This is a genomic window from Pseudomonas sp. MT3 (assembly GCF_054720805.1).
The window spans coordinates 1-26,420 of record NZ_JBTVPY010000035.1 but is presented as its reverse complement, the minus strand read 5'-3'; the positions used below and the strand labels follow the sequence as shown (position 1 = coordinate 26,420).

Genomic DNA, 26,420 nt, shown 5'->3' with positions numbered 1-26,420 from the left:
GAGCCCTGCCATGCTTAAGTTTTCCGCTCACGAGTACCCCTACGCCTCCCAGCGCCAGAGCGTGTTCGCCCGCAACGGCATGGTCGCCGCCTCGCAGCCCCTGGCTGCCGAGGCCGGCATCGCCATGCTGCGTGCCGGCGGCAACGCCATCGACGCCGCCATCGCCACCGCCGCCGCGCTGACCGTGGTGGAACCCACCGGCTGCGCCATCGGCGGCGACGCCTTCGCCCTGGTCTGGGTCAAGGACCAGCTGCACGGCCTGGACGCCAGCGGCCACGCGCCCGCCTCCCTCTCCATCGGCAAGGTCAAGGCCGCAGGCTTCGACAAGATGCCCGTACACGGCTGGCTGCCGGTCACCGTGCCGGGCATTCCCTCAGCCTGGGCGGAACTGTCCGCGCGCTTCGGCAAGCTGCCCTTCGCCGACCTGCTGCAACCGGCCATCGCCCTGGCCCGTGATGGCTTCCCGGTGTCCCCGGTGGTCGCCCACCAGTGGGAAATCGCCCGCCGTGAATACCAGGAAAGCCGCGCTGCCGTGCCGGCCCTGGAAGCCTGGTTCGAGACCTTCACCCTGAACGGCGAGGCACCGCGCGCCGGCCAGCTGTTCCGCAACCCGGCCCAGGCGAAAACCCTCGCCGAGCTGGCCGAGACGAAGTGCGAAAGCTTCTACCGTGGCGCCCTCGCCGAGCGCCTGGCCGCCCACTCCGCCGCCACCGGTGGCGAGCTGAGCGCCGCCGACCTGGCCGGCTATAAGCCCAAGTGGGTCGAGCCGATCAAGACCAATTACCGTGGCTATGACGTCTGGGAAATCCCGCCGGCCGGCCAGGGCCTGATCGCCCTGATGACCCTGAACATCCTCCAGGGCTACGACTTCGACCAGCGCGACAGCCAGCTCACCTGGCACCGCCAGCTCGAGGCGATGAAGAAGGCCTACGCCGACGGCCTGCACTACATCACCGATTCGGAGCACATGCGCGTCAGCACCGCCGCACTGCTCTCCGATGACTACGCTGCGCGCCGTCGCGCGGAGATCGGCGAACACGCCGCCGAGCCCAGACATGGCGACCCGCACTCCAGCGGCACCGTGTACATCGCCACTGCCGACGGCGAAGGCAACATGGTCTCGTTCATCCAGAGCGCCTACCACGGCTTCGGCTCCGGCGTGGTGCTGCCCGACAGCGGCATCGGCCTGCAGAACCGTGGCTCGGAGTTCAGCCTCGATCCGGCCCACTCCAACGCCCTGGCGCCGGGCAAGAAGACCTTCCACACCATCATCCCCGGCTTCCTCAGCAAGGATGGCGTGGCGGTCGGTCCGTTCGGCGTGATGGGCGGCTACATGCAGCCCCAGGGCCACGTGCAGATGGTGATGAACCTGGTGGACTTCGGCCTCAACCCCCAGGCCGCGCTGGACGCCCCGCGCTGGCAATGGCTGGGCGGCATGAAGGTGGGCATCGAGCAGCATGCCAACCGCGACCTGGCCTTCGGCCTGGCGCGGCGCGGCCACGAGGTCGAGATCGCCTGCGACCTGACCGACTACGGACGCGGGCAGATCATCGTCCGCGATCCGCAGACCGGTGTGCTCTGCGGCGGCACCGAGCCGCGCGCGGATTCGCATATCGCGGTCTGCTGATCCATTGAAGGCAACGGCGGTGGCCCGCCTGCACGGGCGGGCCACCGACAACCGGTCACATCCGCGAGCGTTATCCCTGCCCAGGGGCTTGTGAGCACACCTCGGCAGCCACTATCATGAGAAATATTCTCAAATGATAATAGTTCTGCCATGCCTTCAGTCGACGCTCCGCTCCACGCCGCCGTCAGTGAGCTCTATCAGCACCATCACGGTTGGCTGCAAGGCTGGCTGCGTCGGCGCCTGGGCTGCCATGAACAGGCCGCCGACCTGGCCCAGGACACCTTCACCCGCCTGCTCGGCTCACGCCGGGTGCTGGAGGCCCGCGAGCCGCGCGCGTACCTCACCACGGTGGCCAAGGGGCTGATGATCAACTGGTTCCAGCGCCAGTCGCTGGAACGCGCCTACCTCGAAGCGCTCGCCAATCTGCCCGAAGAGCTGGCGCCCTCGCCGGAGCAGCGTTACCTCGTGCTGGAAACCCTGCACGAGGTGGATGCCCTCCTCGCCCGCCTGCCCGATCCCGTGCGCCAGGCCTTCCTGCTGGCGCAGATCGAGGGGCTGAAGTACGAGGCCATCGCCGAGCGCCTGGGCGTGTCCGTGGGGTCGGTGAAGCGCTATATGCAGCAGGCCTTCCGCCACTGCCTGGAGCTGATGGAGTGAGCGCCGCCGAGCCCATCGCCGCGCGCATCCTCGACGAGGCGGCGGACTGGCTGGTACGCCTGCAGCAGGATGCCAGCGAGGAAACCCGCCGCGCCTGCGTCGACTGGCAACGCCAGAGCCCGCAACACGCGCGAGCCTGGGATCGTGCCGAACGTCTGCTGGGCCACCTGGGCAGCCTGCCTCCGGCGCTGGCGATGCCGACACTGGGTCGCGAACGCACGCTGGATCGCCGACGCGTCCTCAAGCAACTGGCCGTGCTGTTGGCCGTCGCCCCGGTCGGCCTGGCCGCCTGGCGCACGCAGCCCTGGCAGGACTGGAGCGCCGACCAGCACACCGGAATCGGCGAGCAGCGCAAGTTGCCGCTACCCGATGGCAGCCTGCTGACGCTCAACACCGACAGCGCCGTGGACATCGCCTTCACCCCGGCGCAGCGCCTGGTGCGCCTGCTGCGCGGGGAGATATTCCTCGATGCGCGCGCGGACAGCCGGCCCTTCCTGGTCACAACCCGCGAGGGCCGGATGAATACCCGCGAGGCGCGCTTCAACGTGCGTCAGGGCGAGGTCTCGACCAGCGTTTCCGTGCTCCTTGGGCGTGTCGAAGTGGCACCGCTACAGGGGGCCAGCCAATGGCTGGGCGCCGGGGATTCGGTACTGCTGTCGGCAAGAAGTATCGGCGCGCTCCCGCCCTCACCGAGTCCGGACGCCTGGACCCACGGCATGCTGATGGCCGACCGCATGCCCCTGCAGACGCTGCTGGGCGAGCTGAGCCGTTATCGCCGCGGGGTGCTGCGCTGCGACCCGGCGCTGGCGCAACTGGCGGTATCCGGTGCCTTCCCGTTGCTGGACAGCAACCTCGCGCTGTCGATGCTGCAGTCCACCTACCCCCTGCGGATCCATCGGGTAACGGACTTCTGGATCACCCTGGCAGCGGCCTGAAGGCCGTCGCTGGGCATTGATGCAAAATAATTTCATAAAGAAGTGAGACTTTTTCTCACTTCGGCTGGCAACAGGGGAACATCTCCCGATACGAAGCCCGCAGAGGGCCGAAGGTACCCCGTCCATGTCCAGCAGACACGCCCACCCCTCTTCGCTTTCCCTGGCGGTACGCGCCGCCCTCTTCTCCCTGACGGTTGCCGTGGCGACGCCAGTGATGGCCGCGCCGGCGGCCAGCGAAGTGCGCAGCTACAGCATTGCTCCCGGCCCGCTGGGCCGCGCCCTGGCGTCGTTCGCCGCCGAGACCGGCGTGCACCTGTCTTTCGACCCGGCGCTGACCGATGGTCTGCAGAGTCCTGGCCTGAGTGGCGACTACTCGACCCGCAGCGCTCTGGAACGCCTGCTGCAAGGCAGCGGCCTGGAGCTGGAACAACGTGGCGACGGCACCTTCACCCTGATCCGCTCGCCCAGCCCCGACGCATTGCAGATGCAGCCCTCGCTGATCACCGGCCAGGCTGTGGGCCCTGAAGACCTGCCCGCCGAGTACGCCGGTGGCCAGGTGGCGCGCGGCGGACGCCTCGGCTTGCTGGGCAATACCGACCTGATGGATGCGCCCTTCAGCATCACCAGCTACACCGAGAAGACCATCCAGGACCAGCAGGCGCGCAGCGTCGCCGATGTTCTGCGCAACGAGCCCTCGGCGCAGATCGGCAGTGCGCGCACCAACCTCAACGAAGACTTCTCCCTGCGCGGCTTCCCGGTGGTCAGCGCCGACGTCGCGCTCAACGGCATGTACGGCCTGGCGCCATTCTTCCGCGTGCCGGTGGAAATGGCCGAACGCGTGGAGGTGGTCAAGGGCCCGAGCACCATGCTCAACGGCATGCCACCCAGCGGCAACGTCGGCGGCGCGGTGAACCTGGTGACCAAGCGCGCCGGCGACGAGCCGCTGACCCGCGTGACCATGGATTACCTGTCGGATTCGGTGTTCGGCACCCATGTCGACGTCGGCCGGCGCTTCGGCGAAGGCAAGGAATTCGGCGTGCGATTCAATGGCGTATACCGCAATGGCGATACCGCTCTGGACAAGCAGGAACTGGAAGACGGCCTGGGCTCCCTCGGCCTGGACTACGCCGGCGAGCGCCTGCGCCTTTCCGCCGACTACATCTGGCAGCGCGAAGACATCACCAACGTGGTCCGCCAGTTCTCCGTCGGCCCCGGCGTGACGAAGATTCCCCACGCCCCGGACAACGACCTGAACTACCCCGGCTACGGCGATTCCGAAATGATCGACCGGACCCTGGTGGTGCGCGGCGAATACGACCTAACCGACTGGCTGACCGGCTACGCCGGCTATGGCGACCGTCGCAGCGAGATGGATGCGCTGGCGGGTAACCCGGTGCTGATGGGCAATGACGGTGACTTCGTTTCCAGCCCGGCCTGGCAGGTCTACGACGTTGGCTCGCACTCTGCCGAGGCGGGCTTGCGCAGCACCTTCAACACCGGCCCGGTGGAGCACCGGTTGAACTTCGGCGCGACCCGCGTGGTGCAGAACTCGGACATCTTCTTCCTCTACACCGCCTTCCCGTCGCGTGCGTCGAACATCTACAACCCGGTCTACGCAGGCACGCCGAGCACCGACGGCTACCCGAAGAACGTGCAGAAGTACACCGCCCAGACCCTCACCAGCTATGCGCTGGCCGACACCCTGTCGATCCTCGACGGCCGCGTCGAGCTGACCCTCGGCGCGCGCAAGCAGCGCGTGGAGTCGCAGAACTTCGAGATGAACGTCGGCACCCCGGTGGGCGATGGCTACGACGAGGAAAAGACCACTCCGATGGGTGGCATCGTGGTCAAGCCGTGGGAGAACATTTCGCTCTACGCCAACTACATCGAGGGCCTGAGCCCGGGCGAAACCGCGCCCATCGGCACTTCCAACGCCGGTGAGATGCTCACGCCCTATGTCTCCAAGCAGAAGGAAGTCGGCATCAAGGGCGAGTGGGACGGCTTCGGCGCGACCCTGGCCGCGTTCGAGATCAAGCGCCCGAGCAGCGTCAATGACAACGGCCGCTTCACCCGTGGCGGCGAACAGCGCAACCGTGGCCTCGAACTGAGCCTGTTCGGCGAGGTCACCGAGGGTGTGCGCCTGCTCGGCGGTGCGTCCTACACCCAGGCGAAACTGACCAAGACCCAGGACGGCCAATACGACGGCAACGACGGCATCGGCGTGCCGCGCAAGCAGCTGAACCTCGGCGGCGAGTACGACATCACCCAGGTGCCGGGCCTGACCGTCACCGCCCGCACGATCTACACCGACGAGCAATACGTGGACCAGGCGAACAGCCTGAGCATCCCGGACTGGTGGCGCCTGGACCTGGGCGCGCGCTACCGCTTCGACACCCTCGGCAAGCCGGTGGTACTGCGCGCCAACCTGGATAACGTGTTCGACAAGGACTACTGGGGCACCTCCACCGCCGGGTACCTGTACCTGGGCGAGGGGCGCACCCTGCAGTTGTCCGCGAGCGTGGACTTCTAACGAAGAAAGAGCCTGACGATGACCGCCAAAGCCCTCCGCACCTGGTACCTGGTGCACAAGTGGACCAGCCTGATCTCCACGGTATTCCTGCTGATGCTCTGCCTCACAGGCCTGCCGCTGATCTTCCACGAAGAGATCGAGCACTACTTCGAGCCGCACCCGGAGCTCAAGCCGCTCACCGAACAGTCGCCGAAGATCGACTACGACGACGTGGTGGCCCGCGCGCTGGCGGCCCGGCCCGGCGAGGTGGTGCGCTTCGTGTTCTGGGAGCAGGACGATCCGCTGGGCGCGGTCCTCACCGCCCCGACCCTGGTGCCGCCGCCGGAGAATGGCCACATCCAGCCGTTCGACGCGCGCACCGGGGAGTTCTTCGATCCGCTGCCGCCACCGGGTGGCTTCATGTACATCATGCTCAAGCTGCACACCGACCTGTTCATGGGCCTGCCCGGCTACCTGTTCCTCGGCTTCATGGGGCTGCTGCTGGTGGCCTCCCTGGTGTCCGGCGTGGTGGTCTACACGCCGTTCATGCGCAAGCTGGACTTCGCCACCGTGCGCTCGCAGCGCAGCTCGCGGCTGAAGTGGCTGGACCTGCACAACGTGCTGGGCATCGTCACCCTCGCCTGGGTGCTGGTCGTGGGCGTCACCGGGGTCATCAACACCCTGGCGCTGCCGATCCTCATGCTCTGGCAAGGCGGCCAACTGGCGGAAATGACCGCGCCCTACAAGGACTTGCCGCCGCTGGAACAGCACGGCTCGTTGCACAAGGCCATCGAGACCGCGCGTCAGGCTGCACCGGACATGAAGCCCAGCTTCGTCGGCTTCCCCGGTACGCAGTTCAGCAGCCAGCACCACTATGCAGTGTTCATGCGCGGCAACACGCCACTGACCGAACGCCTGCTCAAGCCCGCGCTGGTGGACGCCGAAACCGGCGAGCTGACCGACATGCGCGAAATGCCGCTGTACGTGAAGACCCTGTTGCTGTCCCAGCCGCTGCACTTCGGCGATTACGGCGGCATGCCGCTGAAGATCGTCTGGGCACTGCTGGACATCGTCAGCATCGTCATCCTCGCCAGCGGCCTGTTCCTGTGGCTCGGCCGGCGCCGCACGCCCATCGAGAAGCGCCTCGCCGAACTGGATTCCGGCGGCCTGACAACGGAGGTCAAGGCATGAGGCGCGGACTCTGGATGATCTTCCGCTGGCCCGTCGCACTGGCCGTGCTGAGCACCTTCGGGCTGCTCTCGGCGCTGCTCGGCGATGGGGTTTTCGACGTGCTGTCGTGGGTTTCCCTTGGCGTTCCGCTGCTGCTGATCGTCCTTGTAGGGATGAGAATGCCCCGTCGTCCCAAGGAGCCACGCTGAAATGACCGCCATGCCGCCCCAGGCGTCCACCCTCAACCTGCGCCCGCTGATGTTCGAGACCTTCGTCTGCACGGTGGCGGTGATGTCCTTCGTCGCACTGATCGGCCCGGTGGCGCGCACCCTGGGCCTGGCGCCCTGGCAGGCGGGGATGACGGTGACCGTCGGCGGCATCGCCTGGATGCTCATGGCGCGGGTCTGGGGCATCGCCAGTGACCGCCTGGGCCGTCGCCGCGTGCTGCTCAGCGGCCTGGCCGGTTTTGCGGTGACCTACGCGCTGCTCTGCGCCTTCATGGCGCTGGCACTGAATATCTCGATGTCAGCGCTGCCGGCCTTCATCGGCATCGTCGCGCTGCGCGGCCTGGCGGGCGGTTTCTATGCCGCCGTGCCGGCCTGCTCCGCGGCACTGGTAGCGGACCATGTAAGCGCGGACAAGCGCGCCTCGGCCATGGCCGGACTGGGTGCCGCCAGCGCCGTGGGCATGGTAGTCGGCCCGAGCTTCGCCGGTCTGCTGGCGATGCTCGGCCTCGCGCTGCCGCTGCTGCTCACCTGCCTGCTGCCGCTGCTGGCGTTCGCCGTTCTGTGGCGCTGGCTGCCCGATAGCCAACGCGTCAGCGAACGCAAGGGTCCGGCGCTGGCGATCGGCGACAGGCGCCTGCGCCGCTCGCTGACTCTGGGCTTCATCGCCATGGTCTGCGTGACCGTGGCGCAGATGACCGTCGGCTTCTTCGCCCTCGATCGCCTGCAACTGCCCCCGGCCGATGCCGCCCGTGTTGCCGGCATCGCACTGACCTCGGTGGGCGTGGCGCTGATCTGCGCGCAGATGCTGGTGCGCAAGCTGAACTGGGCGCCGCTCAGGCTGATCGGTGTGGGCGGCCTCGTCTCCGCATTGGGCTTCGGCTCGGTGTGCTTCGCCGTGGCACCGTGGATGCTCTATGCCTCCTGCTTCGTCGCCGCCGCCGGCATGGGCTGGGTCTTCCCCGCCGTCTCGGCACTCAACGCCAACGCCGTGGAAGCCGACGAACAGGGCGCCGCCGCCGGCAGCCTGGTGGCCGTGCACGGCCTGGGCATGATCAGCGGCCCGCTGCTGGGCACCCTGCTGCACCAGATCGACAGCCGCGCGCCCTACGTGCTGGTCGCCGCGCTGCTGCTGTTCGGCGTCGCCTGGACCGTGCTGCCGCGCCAGGGCGCCACTGCATGACCGGCGCCGACGTCCTGCTGCTGGCCCTTCTCGCTGTCGCGTTGCTGGGTTGGTGGCTGCGTCGTCGGTCACTGGCCCTTATCGCCGCCCCGCTCGCGCTGGTCGCTGCGCTCTACGACGTCTGGGACGACCGCTGGCAGGCGGGCGCCGGCGCAGTGGTCGCCCTGCTGCTGGTTCTGGCCCTGCTGCTGCGGCGCAAGCGTCCGGCGCGGCTCCCACTCTGGTCCGGGCTGTTCTTCAGCCTGCTCACGGGGCTGGCGGTCGCCGCGCTGTACTTCTTCCCGGTCTCGCCACTGCCCATGCCGGGTGGCCCCTATCAAGTGGGCGTACGCGACTTCGAACTGGTCGATGCCAGCCGCTCCGGTCTCCTCGGCACACCGGTCGGCAAGGCTCGGCGTCTATTGGTGCGCATCTGGTATCCGGCCAGGCCGGCGACAGGCGCGCAGCCGCGCACCTACTTCAGCAATGCCGAAAGCCGCAGCACCGCCCGCGGCTTCGGCGAGCTGTTCCACTTTCCGCCACTGCTCACGCACTTGCGCCACCTGCGCACCCACTCCTACGAGAACGCGCCGCTGCGCTCCGACCTTGGACGCCTGCCGGTGGTGTTCTACAGCCACGGCTACGGCTCGTTCGCCGGCATGAACGGACGGATCATGGAGGAGCTGGCCAGCAACGGTTACGCGGTCTACTCCGTGCAACACAGCGGCGACGCCTCTCCCACGCTGTTCCCCAACGGCGAAGTGGCGCCGACCGACCCGGCGCTCTACGAGCACCTGCGCTACGCCTTCGAGCACGGCTTCTCGCCGCTCCTGCTGCAAGGCTATGGCGAGGACGACCTGGCCCGCCGCCTGGATGGACAACTGCGTTTCGCCACCGAACTCAAACCGCCAGCGGACCGCGCCATCCACCTCAGCGCGCCGATCTGGCTGGCCGACCGGCTGTTCGTCCACGACCGCCTGCAGGCTGGCGACGTGCCGCCGAATGTGACCGACCTGGTGGCCGCCAGCGACTTCGCCCATACCGGAGAGATGGGCATGTCCTTTGGCGGTTCGACTTCCGGCGCGGTCTGCATGATCGACAAACGCTGCGCGGCGGCGGTCAACCTCGACGGCGGCGACTTCGACTTCACGCCCTTCGACCAGGACCTGCCGGTGCCGCTGCTGATGCTGCACTCGGACCTGTCGCTGTTCTACCGCATGCTCGGCGTCACGCCGCCGTCCCAGCCGCGCAGCTTCAACGACTTCTCCTACGAAAGCCTGGAACATGCCGGGCAGAACCCGCGCATCCACCGTCTGGTGCTGCGCGATGCGCTGCATGCAGGTCTCACCGACAATGCGCTGTACATGCGCCGCCCGCTGCGCGACAAGCTCATCGGCAGCGCACCCACCGAGGTTCTGATCGAGGCCCCGGCGACGCTGGTACTGGGCTTCTTCGACCACTACCTGCGCGGCCGCGACAATGGTTTCCCGCAGGTGCAGGTAGCGCGCTGGTCCGATTGGCTGACGCCCTACAGCAATCGTCCTGTGAGCCAATGGTGGAGCGCCTTGCCCGAAGCCGAACGCAATCACTGGGAAGAACGCATCCGCGCCATGCGCCAGGCGCTAGTCCGATAGCGGCTGAAACCCTCAGGAGCGGGCCATGCCCGCGATCGCTGACAAAGCACGCACCCTTGGCATGAAGCGATTCCCAGCCGAGGACAACGCAACAGGAGCGGAGTGGCCGGTTTCCAGGCTCACTCACGCGTGCCAGCAACGGTACCAGCCGTCCTGCTGCGTGGCCTTCAGCGGCGCCTGGTACAGCGCCGACAGATTCTCGCTGGTGAGAATCTCGGCCTTGGCGCCGTCGGCCACCACCTTGCCGTCGGCGATCAGCACGACGCGCTCGATCTCCGGGATGATTTCGTCAATGTGATGGGTGGTGATGATCATTGCGTGCTCTTCGCCGCAGAAGCGTCGCAACAGCTTGAGCATCTGCAGGCTGGCACCCATGTCCAGGCCGTTGGCCGGTTCGTCGAGAATCAGCGCCCGCGGTTCGTGCACCAGGGCGCGAGCCAGCAGCAGGCGGCGTTTCTGGCCGGTGGAGAGGCGCTGGAACATGCGTTCCTCGAAACCGGACATTTCCACCGCTCCGAGCAGGCTCCTGGCCTTTTCGACCTGTTCCGCCGTTGGCTGCAGGTGGCCGTGGCTGCCGATGGCGCCGAAGAAGCCGGAGATCACCACGTCCAGCGCCTGGGTGAACGGCGTGTAGTCTTCCTGCAGGTCCTGGGAGATGAAGCCGATGCGGCTGCGCAGGTCCCAGAGATTGACGTTCTGCTTGCCGAACAGGGTCAGCGAACTTCCCTCGTGTTCAACCGGGTAGAGTTCGCGGCTGATCAGCTTGAGCAGCGTACTCTTGCCGGCGCCATTGGGGCCGAGAATGGCGACTTTCTCGCCTTCGCCAATGTGCAGGGAAAACCCATCCAGCACGCGGGTCTGCTGCTGGTAAGCGGTAACGTTGTTGAACTCGATCATGCGGGCATCAGTTATCGGCGGACGAAGAGGACACCTTCTACCACGCCCGGCCCTGCTCTTCACGCCAAATCCCACTGCCCGACAGAACCCGCTCAGCAGGGGCGCCACCGTCTCCTGCGCGCCAGGGGACTCGCTCGCCCACTGCGGCACCTTCGGCCTGGAATACCGGTCTGATGTCCTGAGGGCGGCATCCGTCCGCTGGTGCCCCCCTAGCGGCGGCGGGCCGGCCCGAGGGAATCGTGGGTACGCTGCCGCCGCGAGGCTCATCCTTCGAACAGGAGTTCCACCATGAGTGAGTACGTAGCCCCGCTGCGCGACATGCAATTCGTCCTGCGCGAGCTGCATCTGCTGGAGGCCCTGGCCGAACTGCCCGGACACGAGGACATGAACGCCGAACTGGTGACGGCCATCCTCACCGAGGCGGGCCGCTTCGCCCAGGGCGTGCTGGCACCGCTCAATCCCGTCGGCGACCGTCAGGGCGCGCGTTGGCAGGCTGGCGAAGTCAGCACCGCCGCAGGCTGGCGCAATGCATACGAGCAGTTCGTCGCCAACGGCTGGAACGCCCTCTCCTGCCCCCCCGACTTCGGCGGCCAGGGCGCGCCTCGACTGGTCTCGGCGCTGGTGGAGGAAATGTGGAACGCCGCCAACGTCGCTTTCGGCCTCTGCCCGATGCTCACCCGTGGCGCCATCGAAGCCATCGAACTGCGTGGCTCCGACTCACTCAAGCAGACCTGGCTGCCCAGGCTGGTGAGTGGCGAATGGGCCGGCACCATGAACCTCACCGAACCCCAGGCCGGCTCCGACCTCTCGGCGGTGCGCAGCCGTGCCGAACCGCGAGGCGACGGAACCTATCGGCTGTTCGGGCAGAAGATCTTCATCACCTATGGCGAGCACGACCTCACCGACAACATCGTCCACCTGGTGCTGGCCCGCGTGCCCGGTGCGCCCGAAGGAGCGAAAGGTATCTCGCTGTTCGTGGTTCCCAAGATGCTGCTGAACGCCGATGGCAGCCTGGGCACGCGCAACGACGTGCGTTGCGTGTCCATCGAACACAAACTCGGCATCCACGGCAGCCCCACGGCAGTGCTGGCCTTCGGCGATCACGGCGGCGCCACCGGCTGGCTGGTGGGCGAAGAGAACCGGGGCCTGGAATACATGTTCATCATGATGAACGCCGCGCGCTTCTCGGTGGGCATCGAAGGCATCGGCCTGGCCGAGCGTGCCTACCAGCGCGCGGTAGCCTACGCCCGCCAGCGCATCCAGGGCGGCGAGACCGGCAGTGCCAGCCGCGCGAAGGTGGCCATCCTGCGCCATCCCGACGTACGCCGGATGCTGATGTCGATGCGTTCGCGTATCGAGGCCATGCGCGCACTGGCCTGCGACGTGGCGCTGGCGACGGACCAGGCCCGGCGCCATCCCGCCCCCGCCGTGCGCCGGGAACGACAGGCCTTCGTCGAACTGATGATCCCGGTGATCAAGGGCTGGTGCACGGAGAACGCCGTGGACATCGCCTCCCTCGGCGTGCAGGTCCACGGCGGCATGGGTTTCATCGAGGAAACCGGCGCCGCCCAGCACCTGCGCGACGCCCGGATCACACCGATCTATGAAGGCACCACCGGCATCCAGGCCAGCGATCTGATCGGCCGCAAGATCGCCCGCGACAGAGGCGAGGCGGCGAGCGCGCTGATCGTGCGCATGCGCGACACCCAGCGTGGCCTGCCGGATGAAGACACCCAGTTGGCGGGCATCCGTCACCACCTGTTCCTGGCCATCAATGCCCTGGACGATGCCGTGGCCTTCGTCGTCCGGCACTACGACCAGCAGATGCGGCAGGTAGCGCTCGGCTCCGTGCCGCTGCTGGAGCTGTTCGGCATCGTCGCCGGTGGCTGGCAACTGGCGCGGGCCGCGCGGATCGCCCGGCAACACCTGGCCGCCGGGACCGGGGATAGCGCCTTCTACCGCGCCAAGCTGCGTACCGCGCAGTTCTACGCCGGGCACATCCTGACCCGCGCGCCGGGACTGGCGCAGAGCATCGTGGACGGCAGCGATGCCGCCCTGCTCATGGATGACTTCGCGTTCTGACCGTCGCGGCGCATGGCCGCCCGTCCGAAGCCTGGAGGGGCGGCCGCAACCTGTAACGCCAGCGTTACACCCCTGCGGCAATCCGCCATTCCGGCTCCACGCCGGTGCCACGCCCTGCGGCAGAGCGCTTGGCTATTTCCGGACTCACCCTTATGCGGGATTGCTCGTTGACAGTCCGTCTGCGCTTACAGTGTGATGGCTTTTCGTTCAGGCAAATGGCATTGCCGGTTGACCGATGTGTGCGTTGTAGTCACTGCAATGTCGCGATGACGAAGCTCGGCGATCCCGACGGTCGCTCCACGGGTTTCATTGATTCATCGACACAGGAGATGCCGGCGATGCACAACCAGGCAGCCCGGAATACCCCGGAAGTCGATTTCGACGATCAGTTCTTCCTCGCCTTCGAAATCCAGGTCCTGCAGAAGGCCCTGCCCGCTTTCGAAGAAGCCTCGCGCTTCGCCCGCGACCGAGGCCTGCGCTGTAGCGTGGAACTGGTCACCAACGCCGACGGCCATCCCGAACTCAGCCTGCTGGCCAGGCAGCGCGATGACCTGCCGGACAGTTGTTATCGCCTTATCGCCGATCCCCATACCCAGGGCATCATCCATGAAGAGTTCACTGCCGTGAGCCGGCGTACCCAGCGTCAGCCCTCGCATCTGGCATCGCTCAATGCGCAGGTGCTGGAAATGCAGCTGGCGGCATTCTTCATGCACGCCTTCGGCATGCGCCTGGACTACGCAATGGAGCGTTGACCGGCTTCCGACTCGCCGGTCGTCGGGTCGACCGGTGAGAACGGGGCGTTCCGTCGGAACGGCCCGGCAAAGGATGATTCATGGCAACGCCGAGACAGCGGGAGCCGCTATCATTCGCGGCCTGTGCGCCACTTCGTGCGTGTCTCTCCGCTGTCGCTTCGCCATGAATGAATTTCTCGTGCATTTTCAGGACGGTCACTGCCTGGGCAAGACCGTGCTGCGCTCGTTCTCCCGCCACATGACCCTGTCCGAAGCGCGCGTGCGCCTGCAGGCCTGCTACCCGCTGCGCGTCCCGCACCTGCTGAACATCCTGCACCTCGCTCCGATGCTGCCGGGCCGCTGAGCCTGCCCCTAGGGTTTCCCTCCGCGGGTTTCCCGTTCCACCTGGCGAGCCGAGCCAGTGCCGCAATGCGTCACGACCGTCTGGCCGAAAAATCGATACGACACGAGCATCACCGGTCAAAGGCAGCACCCCGACCGTTGAAGGAGTGCCGTCATGAACGTGAACATCGACAACCTCAACATCGCCCTGCCCGTGGCGAAGTCCGCCAGCGACCCCGTGGCCCTGGAAATCCCCGGCCTGCAGGCTCAGGCACAGTATCCCGAACTGGTACTCCGGCTACCGGACGGCAGCCTGCAACTCACCGCGCCAACTCGTGGCGCCTCGAGCAAGAGCCCCCACCGCACCCGCTGCGAATGGAAGGAGCCGATCCACTGGAGCCTGAGCAGCGCCACCGAGCATGTGAACCACCAGTTGATGAAGGTCACCCAGGTGAACTCGGCGCAGAAAGTCGTGGTGGCGCAGGTGCACGTGAAGAACGATGACAGCCCGCTGCTCAAGGTGTTCTGGCAGGAGGGCAAGCTGACCCTGGGGTTCCGCCAGAACTTCAACCAGACCGCCCCGGTGAACAGCACGGTGCTCGACAACGTTCCGCTGGGCGCGGACTTCGACATCCTGGTCCTGGTCACTTCCAGCCTGATGCTCAGCGTGCAGGCCAGTTGCAATGGCCGCACCTCGAGCCTTCTCCCGATGCCGCTGGATGCCAGTTGGGCCGTGCAGACCTTCAACTTCCACGGCGGGGTATACAACCAGGTGGACTACAGCGATGCGACCTTGCCGACCGATGCCTCGGTGTGTGTGATCAAGGATCTGCAGATCTGGCATATCTGAGCGCGGCGCCGATCGATGCCGTGCTGCAGACGCGGTTCGCGAGCACGCTCGCGTCCGCCCAGGACCGATCGCGGCGGGACGTTCCAGGGCTCGGTTCCACGCTACAAACCCGGCCCCGGTTTGGTTACGCTCTCCCCGCGCCGTCCGTTCCGCCAAGAGCCGTATCATGCACTCTCCCAGCTGCCCCCACCTGATCGGCGTACACGTCGAGCTCCTCCCCTTGCGCGCCGAGCATGCCGTCGACCTGCTCGCGGCCGCCGCCGATGGCGAGCTGTGGAACCTCAAGGTCACCCTGGTGCCGGGGCCCGATACCGTCGGGGGCTATATCGACAAGGCACTGGCCGGACAGTACGCCGGCACGGTGATACCTTTCGCCATCCTTGACCGGCGCAGTGGCCGCATCGTCGGCAGCACGCGTTTCTGGAAGATCGACCGGAGCAACCGCAAGCTGGAAATCGGCCACACCTGGCTGGCGCTGTCGGCACAGCGCACGCCGATCAACACCGAGGCCAAGCTCCTGCTGCTGCGCCATGCCTTCGAGGTGATGGACTGCGTGCGGGTGCAGTTCACCACCGACGAGCTGAACGGGACGTCCCGCGCGGCGATTCTTCGCCTGGGCGCGGTGCAGGAAGGTATCGTCCGCCATGAGCGGATCATGCCCGACGGACGCAAGCGCAACTCGGTGCGTTTCAGCATCATCGACAGCGAATGGCCCGAGGTCCGGGCCCGCTTGCTGGCACGCCTGGGGCGCGCGTCGGGCTGACCGTTTCCAGCCGGCGCTTGGCTCCGCCGGGGCAGTGCCCGGCCGGCACCGGGAAAACGGCGCTGCGAGACAGGAAAACGTCGGTGCGCCACCTTCCCAAGCGCCACGGGCGCCCGGCAAGATAGCCCGACTCGCCGCCGCGCTTCGGTGGCCCACCTTCTGCCTGTGCGTTCCGGGAGCCGTATGCAACCGCGCGACCTTGCCGCCTACCTGTTCCTGGCGATCGGCTGGGGGCTGTCCTTTCTCGTACTGCTCAAGGCCATCGCCGGCTTCGGTTGGGTTGGCGCGGTAAGCTTCCGCGCGCTGATCGCCAGCGGCACGCTGCTGGCGGTGGCGCGGTTGTCGGGGCGCCGGCTGAATTTCGAGGGGCTGTGGAAGCCGCTGTGCGTCGTCGGCGCCACTACGGTGGCCGGCCAACTGATCGGCATGACCTACGCCACCCCGCGCATCGGCACCGCGATGGCGGCGATCTTCGTCGCCGGGATTCCGCTGTTTTCCATGCTCATCGGCCGTGTCTGGGGCCTGGAGCGCATCACCTGGAGCGGCCTCGGCGGGCTGCTGCTGGGCTTCTTCGGCATGGTCCTGCTGGTGGGGTTCCCGGCGGTACCGGTGACCCACGAGTTCATCCTCGGCTGCATCGCCTCGGTGTTCGGCGCGGTCTGTGCGGCCTTCGGCAGCAACTACGCCAGCCTGCGCCTGCGTACCGCCGGGCCTTGGGAAGTGACCTGCGGCGCCTTCCTGATCGGCGGCCTGCTGACGCTGCCGCTGCTGATCTGGGTACCGCTGCCGGGCACGCCGCAGCCGGTGGATTTCCTCTACCTGCTGCTGTGCGGCTGCGTGCTCAGCGCGCTGAACTACGTGATCTACTTCCAGCTGGTTTCACGTATCGGAGCGACCCGGACGATCAGCGTGGAGTTCGTCGTTACCGTGGTCGCCGTGCTGGTCGGTGCGCTGGTGCTGGATGAAAGCCTGTCGCTGATCCAGGGCCTGGGCGCGCTGACCATCCTGGCCGGCTGCGCCCTGGTGCTCGGCCTCGTGCCGGGCACCAGGATGCGCGCCGTCAGTTAAGCCGCGGTGAGCTGGACTGTGTCCGGTGAGGCGTCGTCGCGGTCGGTCGCCTCCAAAGGCATGGCTGCTGTCGCATCCGCCAGCCGGTGCCGCGGGTCGCCAGCGACAACTATGACTTCCTGCTGTCCTGCCTGCTGGACGGCCAGGGGCTGCAGTTCCTCCCGCAATGGAGCGCGCTGCCGTACATCGAGCGCGGCGAACTGGTGGAGCAGCTACCGGACTGCTGGCACGACCAGAGCGCCTTCGGACCCTGGGTGCATGTGCTCTACCTGCCGCACCGGCGCAGCACGCGCAAGGTGCGGGTGTTCATCGAGTACCTGCGCGAGCATTTGCAGGGCAAAGGGTTGATCTGAGCGGTCCCGCAGGGCGTGGCTCCAGGGCCTGGACTGGGCCAGGAGGGCCCTGAGGCGAAGGTCAAACGGCGGAGTCCACTCCGTAGCAGCGGAGCTTCTCCGCGATTCGCCGGCAAGGCCGGTGCTGGATCAGTTCGCGAGCAGGCTCGCTCCTACGAAGAGCGGGCCTGCAGGAGCGAGCTTGCTCGCGAACCCGCCCAACGCAGACGCCTGACCGGCTGTTCAGCCCTTCCGGTCGTTCAGCAGGAAGTGCGACAACGCCGGGATCAGCACCAGCGCGCCGAGCATGTTCCAGAGGAACATGAAGGTCAGCAGGATGCCCATGTCGGCCTGGAACTTGATCGGCGACCAGGCCCAGGTAATCACCCCGGCGGCCAGAGTCACGCCCACCAGCGCCACCACCTTGCCGGTGAAGATCACCGCTTGCTGGTAGGCCAGCGCCAGCGGGAAGCCGGCACGCTGCAGTTGCAACTGCACGCTGAGCAGGTACAGCGCATAGTCCACGCCGATACCCACGCCCAGGGCGATCACCGGCAGCGTCGCCACCTTCACGCCGATGCCGAGGAACACCATCAGCGCCTCGCAGAGCATCGAGGTCAGCACCAGCGGCAGCATGGCCACCAGGGTCGCGCGCCAACTGCGGAAGGTGATCAGGCAGAACAGGCTGACCGCCCCGTAGATGTACAGCAGCATGGTGCGGTTGGCCTGGTGCACCACGCTGTTGGTGGCGGCCTCGATACCGGCGCTGCCGGCGGCGAGGAGGAACTGGCGGTCCGGCGTGCTGTTGGCCTTGGCGAAGTCCTCGGCGATGCTCGTGACTTCTTCCAGGGTCTTGGCCTTGTGGTCCTTGAGGAAGGCGATCACCGGCATCACCGAGCACTCGGTGTTGAACAGCTCCGGGGTGTTCACCGATGCCTGCTGGGCCGAGTAGTTGAGCACGTCCTGGTTGCGCTGCAAGCTGGCGAACTTGGGGTTGCCCTCGTAGGTGCCGGCGGTGATCTGGCGCACCGCGTCGGCCAGCGACACGGTGGCCTGTACGCCCGGATGCTGTTGCAGAGCCCAGCCCAGGCGGTCGGCGAGGATCAGCGTCTTGTAGTTCAGGCAGCCTTCGGCCGGGGTCTTCACCATCACCGCGAACAGGTCGCTGGACAGCGCATAGTGGCTGGTGATGTAGGCGTTGTCGCGGTTGTAGCGCGAGTCCGCGCGCAGCTCCGGCGCCCCGGCGTCGAGGTCGCCGATCTGCAGGTGCAGGCTGACCAGGTAGCTGCCGGCGCCGATCAGCGCCGCGAAGCCCAGCGCAATGCTTGCCCAGCGTCGCTCGGTGAAGCGGTCGAGCAGGCTCCACAGCCGACCCAGGCCCTGCTCGCGGGCTTCCTGCTGCTCCTCGCGCAGGGCGCGGGCGGCGGCGCGCGGACTGACGCCGATGAAGGACAGCGCCACCGGCATCAGCAGCAGCGAGGTGAACACCAGCACCGCCACGCCGATGCTCGCGGTGATCGCCAGGGCCTTGATCACCGGGATGTCGATCAGCATCAGCACGCCGAAGCCCACGGCGTCGCAGAGCAGCGCGCTGACCCCGGCCAGGAACAGGCGGCGGAAGGTGTTGCGCGCCGCCACCAGGCGGTGGGTGCCACGGCCGATGTCCTGCATGATCCCGTTCATCTTCTGCGTGGCGTGGGAGACGCCGATGGCGAAGATCAGGAACGGCACCAGGATCGAGTACGGGTCCAGCGCGTAGCCCAGCCAGGCGATCAGGCCCAGTTGCCAGATCACCGCCAGCAGGGAGCAGACGATCACCAGCAGGCTGCTGCGCAGGCAGCGGGTGTAGAGCAGGATGATGACGAAGGCCGAGACCACCGCCAGGCCGAAGAACATCATCACCCGCAGCAGGCCGTCGATCAGGTCGCCGACCAGCTTGGCGAAGCCGATGACGTGGATGCGCACGTTGCCCTTGCCCGGCTCGCCGGCATCGAAGCCGTGCTGGTCGCCCTGGTACTCGTACTTCAGGCGCAGCGCGTCGAGCTGGTGGGAGAACTGCCGGTAGTCGATGCCCTTGCCGGTGGCCGAGTCGTGGTCCAGCAGCGGTACCACCAGCATGCTCGAACGGAAGTCATTGGCCACCAGGCTGCCGACGATGCCGGCGCGGGCGATGTTCTGGCGCAACGTGGCGATGCTCGGGGCGTCGCCGGCATAGCCATCGGGCATCACCGGGCCGCCCTGGAAGCCTTCCTCGGTGACTTCGGTCCAGCGTACCGCCGGCGACCACAGCGACTTCATCCAGGCGCGGTCGACGCCGGGGCTGAGGAACAGCTGGTCGTTGATCTGCTTGAGGGTGTCCAGGTAGGCCGGCGCGAAGATGTCGCCGTCGCGGCTCTCCACCACCACTCGCACAGAGTTGCCCAGGCCGCGCAGCGCCCCGCGGTTCTCCAGGTAGTTGCGGATGTAGGGGTGGCTCTGCGGGATCATCTTCTCGAAGCTGGGCTTGATCTCCAGGCGGGTCACCGCCATCCAGCCAAGCAGCAGCGTGACCAGGGCGATCAGGCCGATGAACAGGAGCCGATGGTTGAACACCAGGCGTTCCAGCAGGCTGCCGCTGTGCGCGTCGAAGTCCCGCAGATCGCTGATGACGGGCAGTTGCCCTTGTTTGAGGTCGACCATAGGAGGCTGTCTCTTTCTTATTGTGAGAGCGGCAACGCGCTGCGTTGCAGGCCGCGATTGCCCACCAGCAGCAGACTGTCGCCGCTGACCAGGGCGCCGCTGACCGGCGTGCGCTGCGCCAGGGCCAGCGGCTTGAAGGTGGCGCCGTCGTCGCGGCTGACCAGTCCCTGGCCGGCCTGGCTGAACAGGTAGAGGCTACCGTCGGCGCCCTGGCCGGCCGCCGTGAGGCTGACCGGAAGGCCGGTGGCCACCTCGCTCCAGTTCACGCCGCCGTCGACGCTGCGTACCGCGTTGCCGCGCAAGCCGTAGGCGAACAGCAGGCCGGGCCTGCCGAGCACGCCGAAGAAGGTGCCCTTGTACGGCGAGTCCAGCGCGACGAAGCGCTGGCCTTGCGGGTCGAGCTTGAGCAGCAGGCCCTGCTCGCCGACGATGAACAGTTCGTCGCCCACCGCCGACAGGGCGGTCAGGTGCAGCGCTTGCGGGTTGTCGATGCGATGGTTCCAGGGCTCCCAATTGCGCCCGCCATCGCTGGTGTGCAGGATCAGGTTGAAGGCGCCGATCACGAAACCCTCCTGGGCGTTGCGGAACCAGAGGTCGAGGAACGGCTTGTCGGCCCCCTCCTCCTTCATGCGCCGCGACTGCTCCAGCAGGGTTTCGTTATCCGCCTGGGGGTGGGCCGTGTAGTAGTCGATCATCAGTTGGCCGATGGCGCGGCCATCGAGCTGGCGAGTCCAGTGTTCACCGCCGTCGGCGCTGTGCAGCACCACGCCGTCGTGGCCCACCGCCCAGCCTTCGCGCGGCGTGGGGAAGCGCACGGCGGTGAGGTCGGAGCTGACCGGGACCTCGGCCTGCCGCCAGTCCTTGCCGTCGTTGTCGGAATAGAGAATGTGGCCGCGCTGGCCGACCACCACCAGGCGCTTGTCGGCGCGGGCGATGGCCGCCAGCGGGCTGCTCATGGCCAGTGCGGAGGGCTGCGAGGGCAGGTCCAGCACGTCGACGAATTCATCGGCGCCGGCGTGACCGGCGAGCAGCGCCAGTCCCAGCCCGGCGCAGGCCAGGGCGAGCTTGAGGGGAAATTGCATACGGCTACCTCGATGGGAAAGGCGCGGCGGCTTCACCAGCCGCCGCGACCGGACTCATCCGCTTAGCGGATGCCGCTGCCCGCGAGGGCTTCAGGCGACCACTGGGTAGCGGCCAGCGGATCGATGTAGGTGATGCCGCCGTACGGGCCGACGACGCCATTGATGTTGTAGGAGCCGGCGGTCAGGTCGTAGATCATGAACGGCGTGGCGTCCGGGATGCGCTTGTCGTAGCTCTGGCTGAGGAAGGCGAAGGAGCCGCGATAGAGCTGGCCACGGGCGTCATACTGGTCTGAGGCCAGGGCCACCCAACTGTCCTCGTCGAGGTAGAAGCGGCGCTTGGCATAGATGTGCCGGGCGCCAGCCTTCAGCGTACCCTCGACCACCCACACGCGGTGCTTCTCCCAGCGCACATAGTCCGGCGACAGGTGATTGGGCGTGACCACCGGCTTGATGTCGCTGGTATAGGTCAGGCGGTAGGTGTTGTAGGGCACGATCATTTCCTGCTTGCCCACCAGTTTCCAGTCGTAGCGGTCCAGCGCACCGTTGAAGACGAACACGTCGTCGTAGGTGCCGGCACCGGCCATGCCGGGGTTCGGGGTGTCGTAGGCCAGGTTCGGCGCCAGCTTCACGCGGCGCTGGCCGGGCAGGTACTGCCAGGCGCGGCGCGGTTGCTGCAGCGGGTTGGCGGCGTCCTTGAGCATCATCGCCTCGCCGGCGCGGCGGGCCGGGCCGCTGTAGTACAGCTTCATCTGGTAGTAGACCTCGGAGCCCTTCACCGGCTGGGTGAGGTTCTCGTAGATCGGGTAGTTGATGAACGCCTGGCCGGTGGTGGCGAGGTTCGCGCTACCCGAGGCGTCGACGTTCCAGGAGTCGTACTTGGCCTTGATGTTCACCCCCTGGTAACGCAGCAGGAAGTTCCACATGGCCTCGGCGCCGCTCTTCGGAATCGGGAACGGCACGCCCGGCAGTGCGTTGTCGATGGCGGTGCCGCCTTCCAGGGACTGGGTGGCGAGCGCGTTCTTCCTGCTGTTTTCCAGCACCGCATCCGGCAGCGCGACGGTGCGGTGGGTCGGGTAGACGTCGACGCGGAAGCTCGGGTAGCGCTTGGCCAGTTCGACGGTGGTGGCGGTCAGCTCGCTCTTGTACTGGTCGACGTTCTTGCCGTCGATCACCAGCACCGGCTTCTCGCCGGCGAAGGGGTCCGGGCGCATGCTGTCGCCGGCCTTGAAGCCGGCCGGGGCGCTGGTCAGGCCGCCGCTGTAGGCGGGAATCGAACCGTCGCTGCTGGCGGCCTTTTCGGCGCCGACCAGGGTCAGGCTGGAGCCCAGCTGGGCGGCATCCTGGGGAGACACGGCGGCCTGGGCCGCGCCGCACAGGGCCAGGCCGAGGGCCGTGGCGATCAGGGTAGGTGTGAAGTTCATGCTGTTTTTCTCCTGCTCCGGGTAGGGAGCCTGGGGTGAAATCAGAAGGTCGCCTTGAAGGACGCGGTCACCATGCCGCGGTCCTTCAGCAGGGGCGCGAGGCCGCCCTGCGAGGTGATCTGCCCGGGGATGCACTGGTACTGCCCATTAGCCCCGGGGGTGTTGTTGTCGTGTCCGCTTTCGCAGGTATCGAAGGGACCGAATGCGTCGACGTACTTCAGATCGACGCGGTACTTCTGGTGGAAGTCCGCCGCCACGCCGATCGAGTAGCTGCCGGCGTCTTCGTTGCCGCCCAGCTGCACCGCCGAGTTGCCGTGCAGGCCGACGTTGTAGGCCAGCGGCATGGACAGGTCGACGCCGGGGAAGGCCTGGTACCAGGTCGGGGTGAAGTTGGCGGACATGGCGTAGGCATTGGTGGTGACCTTGTCCACGCCGTGGTAGCTGGAGTCGCCCTTGAAGGTCTGCTCGCCTTCGGTGACGTCGACCAGATGGGTCAGGGTGCCCTCCACCGCCAGCGACGAGGCGTCCCACAGCGGGGTCGCGCCGAAGGTCACCAGACCGTTGAGCACCACGTGGAAGGTCTTGCCGCGGGCGAGGCCGGTCTCGCCGTCGCTGGGCAGCTCGCCGATCAGGTTGGCGCCGTTGATCAGCCCATGCTGCGCGGCGTTGTAGAGCGCCCCGTTGACGGTGGTGAAGTTGCTCGCCAGCGGCATGTTCTCGCGGTAGTTCAGGTCCATGCCGACGCTCACCCCGCCGATTTCCTTCGACAGGCTGATGCCGTAGATGTCGATGTCGTCGGCATAGGCGGTGAAGTAGTTCATCCCCTGCAGGCCGGCGAGGCCGGGCTTGTGCATGTTCGGCGCGTCCACCAGCACCGCCGGCAGGGTGTCGGAGGTGTTGCGGTAATAGAAGCCGAGGGTGCCGTCGAGCCATTCCGGGCTCCACTTGGCCATCAGGCCGAAGTCGCCGCTGTTGTCCGGCTTGCGGTCGTGGCCGCGCGGCGCGCCGTAGAAGGCGTTGAGCGCCGGCAGCGGCAGCCAGAAGACGTTGCCGCCGTCGTTGAGCATGTCGTAGGGGCCCATGTAGGTGCCGCCTTCGGGGAAGCGCGAGTTCTCGAACTCGAGGAAATACTGTGCGGCCAGGGTCAGCTCCGGGTTCACCGTCAGCGACGCGGACAACTGGTTGCGCGGCATGAACAGCTCTTTCGCCTCGGTGCCCGGCACGTTGTACAGCTTGCCCAGGTCCAGGGCCGACTGGCCGTAGTTGATGCCGTTGGCGGCGCTGAACAGGGTCTCGCCCCAGTACACGGTGTGGCGGCCGAGCTTGCCGCTGAGCAGCATGTCATCACCCACCTGGTGGCTGGCGAAGACGAAGGCGTCGAGCAGCTCGCCAGAGGGACCGTTGTAGTAGCGGTCGGCGAAATTGCTCAGGCCGTGGGTCGACGCCTTGGCGCCGGGCGGAACGATCACGGTGCCGTTCTTGGTGACCAGGTGGCCGGCGTTGCCTTTCTGGCCGGGGAACGGGTTGCTCGAGCCGACGTCTTCGTAGGCGTTGTCGTACCAGCCGGCGGCGCTGACGCGGAAGCCCATGCTGTCGCGGTAGACGAAGTCCAGCTCGCTGAGCAGGTCGAAGCGCTGGGTCACCGGGCTGCCGGCGGAAAAGTTGCGGTCGCCGTCGTTGGTGTTGGCGGTGCCGGCGATCTTGCTGTTGGCCGCTTCCACCCGCTGCCCGTAGCTGAGCTTGACAGTGTTGTCGAAGCGGACAGCGATGTCCGGGTTGCCGGTGTTCAGTTCGAACGCCTGGGCCGAGGTGCCGCCCAGGGCGCTGATGATCGCCGAGGCGAGCAGGCAGCGGCGCAGCCGCGGTGAGTTGCTCTGGTAGTGCATGCGTGTGCTCCGTTTCTTGTTGTAATCGGGACGCTATCCGGGCCCGTCCCGCGGCCCTCGCCCGCGCCACCCTGGGGGCGTACGCGGGCCTGCCCCGCCGCCAGGCGACGGGGCGTGAACTTCCTTTCGGGGGTCAGCGATCCAGCATCTGGATCAGGTTGTCCGCCTCCGGCCAGTCACCGAAGCCGGACGCCGGGTTCATGTGGCCGACACGGCCCAGCGCCACCAGGCTTGCGCCCCAGGTGTCGGCCAGGCGCTGCACGGCCTCTGGCGTGGCGAGCGGGTCGTTGTCGCTGGCCGCCACCAGGCAGGGGAACGGCAATGGCTGCCGCGGCAACGGCGCCCAGCCACGCTCGGCGAGGCTCGCCGGGCTCGGGTAGTGCTCCGGCCACGGGCCGTCGAGGTCCGGCGGGGTCACCAGCAGCGCGCCCTTGATCGGCCGGTCATGGCGAGCCGCCCAGTGAGCCACCATCAGGACGCCGGCGCTGTGGGCGACCAGGATCACCGGGCCGTCGATCTGCGCCAGCTCGTGCTGGATGGCGGCGACGCGGGCGTCGAGATCGAGTCTGTCCTCGGTCAGCGGCGGTACGCAGCGCGCATCGGGCAGGCGGGCCTGGAGATGGGTCTGCCAGTGGTCGGCCACGTGGTCGCGCAGGCCGGGAACGATGAGGACGGTGGTGGAGTTGTTGTGTTTCACCGGGTCACCTTGCAGCTATTTCGAACATGTTGGAGCAGACAGTAGAGGCAGCCCGGCAACGCTGCTTTGCATAGAACGTCAGGCACTTCGCAATTGATGACAGCGGCGACGGCGTCCGACACCCTGCTCCTCAGCCATATCCCACGCGCCATGCGAGCTAGGCCTGTTCGATGACGCCCAACGGCGCTGGCTGAGATGCAAAACTTCGTACACGCTTTGCTGAACTCGCCGATAGAATCTGTCGTTATCGACCAAGCCAAACGCACGCCGGTGATGGTTCGGCACCTGTCATTTCGTGACAGACACCACCCCGGCGTGACGCAGACACAAGAAAAAGAAGGCGATCGGCATGACCCCAATGGTTCGTATTGCGGCCCTGACCAACTACCTGGAGGTGGCCCGCCACCTCGGCCTCAACCCCCAGCAGCAGCTCAGCCGGGTGGGTTTGAGCCTGTCCATGCTGGAACATCCCGAGCAGCGTGTGCCCATCACCCCGGTGGTGAGCCTGCTGGAGGAATCGGCCCGCGCCTGCGGCTGCGAAACCTTCGGCCTGCGCATGGCCGAATCCCGTCAGCTCGCCGATTTCGGCGTGATCAGCCTGCTGATCAGCCACCAGGCGACCCTGCGCGAAGCCATCAACACCATCGTCCAGTACCGCCACATGATCAATGAGTCGCTGGCCCTGTACATCGACCAGGAAGGCAAGACCGCGATCCTGCGCGAGGAGATCATCACCGTGCCACCGATGCCCATGCGCCAGGGCATCGAACTGGCCATCGGCACCCTCTACCGCCTCTGCGCCGCCCTCCTCGGCCCGCACTGGCGGCCGATGAGCGTGAACCTCACCCACGACGCACCGGCCGACCTGCAGGTGCACAAGCGCCTGTTCGGCTGCAAGATCGAGTTCGGCAGCGAATTCAACGGCATCGTGATCCCGGCGGCCGACCTGGACGCGGCCAACCCCATGGCCGATCCGGCCATGGCCCGCCATGCGCGCAGCTTCGTCGACTCGCTGCCCGGAGCCACCGACGGCAGTACCCTGAACGAAGTGCGCAAGGCCATCTACCTGCTGCTGCCGATGGGCCGCGCCACCATCGAGCAGATCGCCCAATCGCTGGGCCTGAACGTCCGCACCCTGCAGCGCCGGCTGGAGGAGAACGGCGTGACCTTCTCCGACCTGATCAACGAAGTACGTCGGGAACTGGTGCTGCGCTACATGGAAAACCCGCGCTATTCGCTCAGCCGGATTGCCGATCTGCTGGGGTATGGGATGCCCAGTTCGTTCACCCGCTGGTTCACCATCCAGTACGGCATGTCGCCGGCGGCGTGGCGGCGGGAGCATATGGGGCGGGAGTTGGAGTGATATCTCGCTGGGACGGGCCTCGCCCGCGCGCCAGACTGCTCTTCGTAGGAGCGAGCTTGCTCGCGAATGGATTACCTGGCGGCTCCGGAGCTGGACGGTTCGCGAGCAAGCTCGCTCCTACAGGTTCTGGCGTCATGCGGAGGTGTTTTCCGATAGGAGCATATTCCGCCGCGATGGATTTCGCGGACAAGGTCCGCTTACGGGAGCGCAGCTTCGCTCTAGCTCTGGCTCTCTAAGACTTCCAGAGAAATCTCCGTGCACTCCGAACGCCCCTTCAGGAGGCCGAGTGGAATCGGAGTTTCAGGGGTT

21 protein-coding genes and 1 pseudogene are annotated in these 26,420 nt (G+C 67.0%); 16 read left to right on the top strand and 6 right to left on the bottom strand.

The features are described from left to right. Positions 1-10 precede the first annotated feature (10 nt). From ACYCAX_RS25370 to ACYCAX_RS25335, 8 genes are all read left to right on the top strand, one after another. Positions 11-1,627: a gamma-glutamyltransferase family protein gene (locus ACYCAX_RS25370; protein WP_460249121.1), complete on the top strand. Its 1,617-nt coding sequence runs from the start codon at positions 11-13 to the stop codon at positions 1,625-1,627. 150 nt (positions 1,628-1,777) lie between these two features. Beyond that, positions 1,778-2,284: a sigma-70 family RNA polymerase sigma factor gene (locus ACYCAX_RS25365; RefSeq protein WP_460249120.1), complete on the top strand. Its 507-nt coding sequence runs from the start codon at positions 1,778-1,780 to the stop codon at positions 2,282-2,284. Beyond that, on the top strand, positions 2,281-3,219 hold the full coding sequence (locus ACYCAX_RS25360) for a FecR domain-containing protein (protein ID WP_460249119.1): 939 nt from the start codon (positions 2,281-2,283) through the stop codon (positions 3,217-3,219). The genes ACYCAX_RS25365 and ACYCAX_RS25360 overlap by 4 nt, the downstream gene beginning before the upstream one ends. A 124-nt stretch (positions 3,220-3,343) precedes the next feature. Next, on the top strand, positions 3,344-5,749 hold the full coding sequence (locus ACYCAX_RS25355) for a TonB-dependent siderophore receptor (RefSeq protein WP_460249118.1): 2,406 nt from the start codon (positions 3,344-3,346) through the stop codon (positions 5,747-5,749). Positions 5,750-5,767: 18 nt separating this feature from the next. Then, positions 5,768-6,919: a PepSY-associated TM helix domain-containing protein gene (locus tag ACYCAX_RS25350; RefSeq protein ID WP_294973121.1), complete on the top strand. Its 1,152-nt coding sequence runs from the start codon at positions 5,768-5,770 to the stop codon at positions 6,917-6,919. Then, positions 6,916-7,107, top strand: a complete 192-nt coding sequence (locus ACYCAX_RS25345; RefSeq protein WP_015477258.1) for a hypothetical protein — start codon at positions 6,916-6,918, stop codon at positions 7,105-7,107. The genes ACYCAX_RS25350 and ACYCAX_RS25345 overlap by 4 nt, the downstream gene beginning before the upstream one ends. 1 nt (position 7,108) lies before the next feature. Next, a complete protein-coding gene (locus ACYCAX_RS25340) occupies positions 7,109-8,305 on the top strand; it encodes an MFS transporter (protein WP_460249117.1) in 1,197 nt (398 codons plus the stop codon). Then, complete coding sequence (locus ACYCAX_RS25335) at positions 8,302-9,918, top strand: alpha/beta hydrolase family protein (RefSeq protein ID WP_294973126.1); 1,617 nt, start codon at positions 8,302-8,304, stop codon at positions 9,916-9,918. The genes ACYCAX_RS25340 and ACYCAX_RS25335 overlap by 4 nt, the downstream gene beginning before the upstream one ends. A 123-nt stretch (positions 9,919-10,041) precedes the next feature. Here ACYCAX_RS25335 and ACYCAX_RS25330 read toward each other — a convergent pair whose 3' ends face one another. After that, a complete protein-coding gene (locus tag ACYCAX_RS25330; protein ID WP_015477261.1) occupies positions 10,042-10,815 on the bottom strand; it encodes an ABC transporter ATP-binding protein in 774 nt (257 codons plus the stop codon). Positions 10,816-11,103: 288 nt separating this feature from the next. On the opposite strand from ACYCAX_RS25330, the gene ACYCAX_RS25325 reads away from it, so the two are divergent. From ACYCAX_RS25325 to ACYCAX_RS25295, 7 genes and pseudogenes are all read left to right on the top strand, one after another. Further along, positions 11,104-12,897, top strand: coding sequence for an acyl-CoA dehydrogenase (locus tag ACYCAX_RS25325; RefSeq protein WP_460249116.1), 1,794 nt, complete (start codon positions 11,104-11,106; stop codon positions 12,895-12,897). 338 nt (positions 12,898-13,235) lie between these two features. Next, complete coding sequence (locus ACYCAX_RS25320; RefSeq protein WP_015477263.1) at positions 13,236-13,649, top strand: hypothetical protein; 414 nt, start codon at positions 13,236-13,238, stop codon at positions 13,647-13,649. A 163-nt stretch (positions 13,650-13,812) separates the two neighbouring features. Continuing rightward, positions 13,813-13,992 carry a hypothetical protein gene (locus ACYCAX_RS25315; RefSeq protein ID WP_041711972.1) on the top strand — a complete coding sequence of 60 codons (180 nt, stop codon included), beginning with the start codon at positions 13,813-13,815 and terminating at the stop codon, positions 13,990-13,992. A 153-nt stretch (positions 13,993-14,145) separates the two neighbouring features. After that, positions 14,146-14,820 (top strand): polysaccharide lyase family 7 protein, encoded by a 675-nt coding sequence (locus ACYCAX_RS25310; protein WP_460249115.1) that lies wholly within the window; start codon positions 14,146-14,148, stop codon positions 14,818-14,820. 166 nt (positions 14,821-14,986) lie between these two features. Next, on the top strand, positions 14,987-15,583 hold the full coding sequence (locus ACYCAX_RS25305) for a GNAT family N-acetyltransferase (RefSeq protein WP_460249114.1): 597 nt from the start codon (positions 14,987-14,989) through the stop codon (positions 15,581-15,583). Positions 15,584-15,766: 183 nt separating this feature from the next. Next, positions 15,767-16,651, top strand: coding sequence for a DMT family transporter (locus ACYCAX_RS25300; protein ID WP_015477267.1), 885 nt, complete (start codon positions 15,767-15,769; stop codon positions 16,649-16,651). 71 nt (positions 16,652-16,722) lie between these two features. Beyond that, positions 16,723-17,004, top strand: a pseudogene (locus tag ACYCAX_RS25295) (LysR substrate-binding domain-containing protein); the annotation flags it as partial. A gap of 222 nt (positions 17,005-17,226) precedes the next feature. Here ACYCAX_RS25295 and ACYCAX_RS25290 read toward each other — a convergent pair. From ACYCAX_RS25290 to ACYCAX_RS25270, 5 genes are all read right to left on the bottom strand, one after another. Beyond that, on the bottom strand, positions 17,227-19,662 hold the full coding sequence (locus ACYCAX_RS25290) for an efflux RND transporter permease subunit (RefSeq protein ID WP_460249113.1): 2,436 nt from the start codon (positions 19,660-19,662) through the stop codon (positions 17,227-17,229). Between the two features lie 17 nt (positions 19,663-19,679). Continuing rightward, positions 19,680-20,744, bottom strand: coding sequence for a WD40/YVTN/BNR-like repeat-containing protein (locus ACYCAX_RS25285; protein WP_294973139.1), 1,065 nt, complete (start codon positions 20,742-20,744; stop codon positions 19,680-19,682). A 62-nt stretch (positions 20,745-20,806) separates the two neighbouring features. Continuing rightward, on the bottom strand, positions 20,807-22,165 hold the full coding sequence (locus tag ACYCAX_RS25280) for a DUF1329 domain-containing protein (protein ID WP_460249112.1): 1,359 nt from the start codon (positions 22,163-22,165) through the stop codon (positions 20,807-20,809). Positions 22,166-22,206: 41 nt separating this feature from the next. After that, the gene (locus ACYCAX_RS25275) at positions 22,207-24,051 is read right to left on the bottom strand and encodes a DUF1302 domain-containing protein (RefSeq protein ID WP_460249111.1); all 1,845 of its coding nucleotides are present in this window, start codon (positions 24,049-24,051) and stop codon (positions 22,207-22,209) included. 133 nt (positions 24,052-24,184) lie between these two features. Continuing rightward, positions 24,185-24,748 carry an RBBP9/YdeN family alpha/beta hydrolase gene (locus ACYCAX_RS25270; RefSeq protein WP_294973143.1) on the bottom strand — a complete coding sequence of 188 codons (564 nt, stop codon included), beginning with the start codon at positions 24,746-24,748 and terminating at the stop codon, positions 24,185-24,187. 358 nt (positions 24,749-25,106) lie between these two features. Between ACYCAX_RS25270 and ACYCAX_RS25265 the strand changes: the two genes are divergently transcribed. Then, the gene (locus tag ACYCAX_RS25265; protein ID WP_015477274.1) at positions 25,107-26,111 is read left to right on the top strand and encodes an AraC family transcriptional regulator; all 1,005 of its coding nucleotides are present in this window, start codon (positions 25,107-25,109) and stop codon (positions 26,109-26,111) included. Positions 26,112-26,420: the final 309 nt, after the last annotated feature.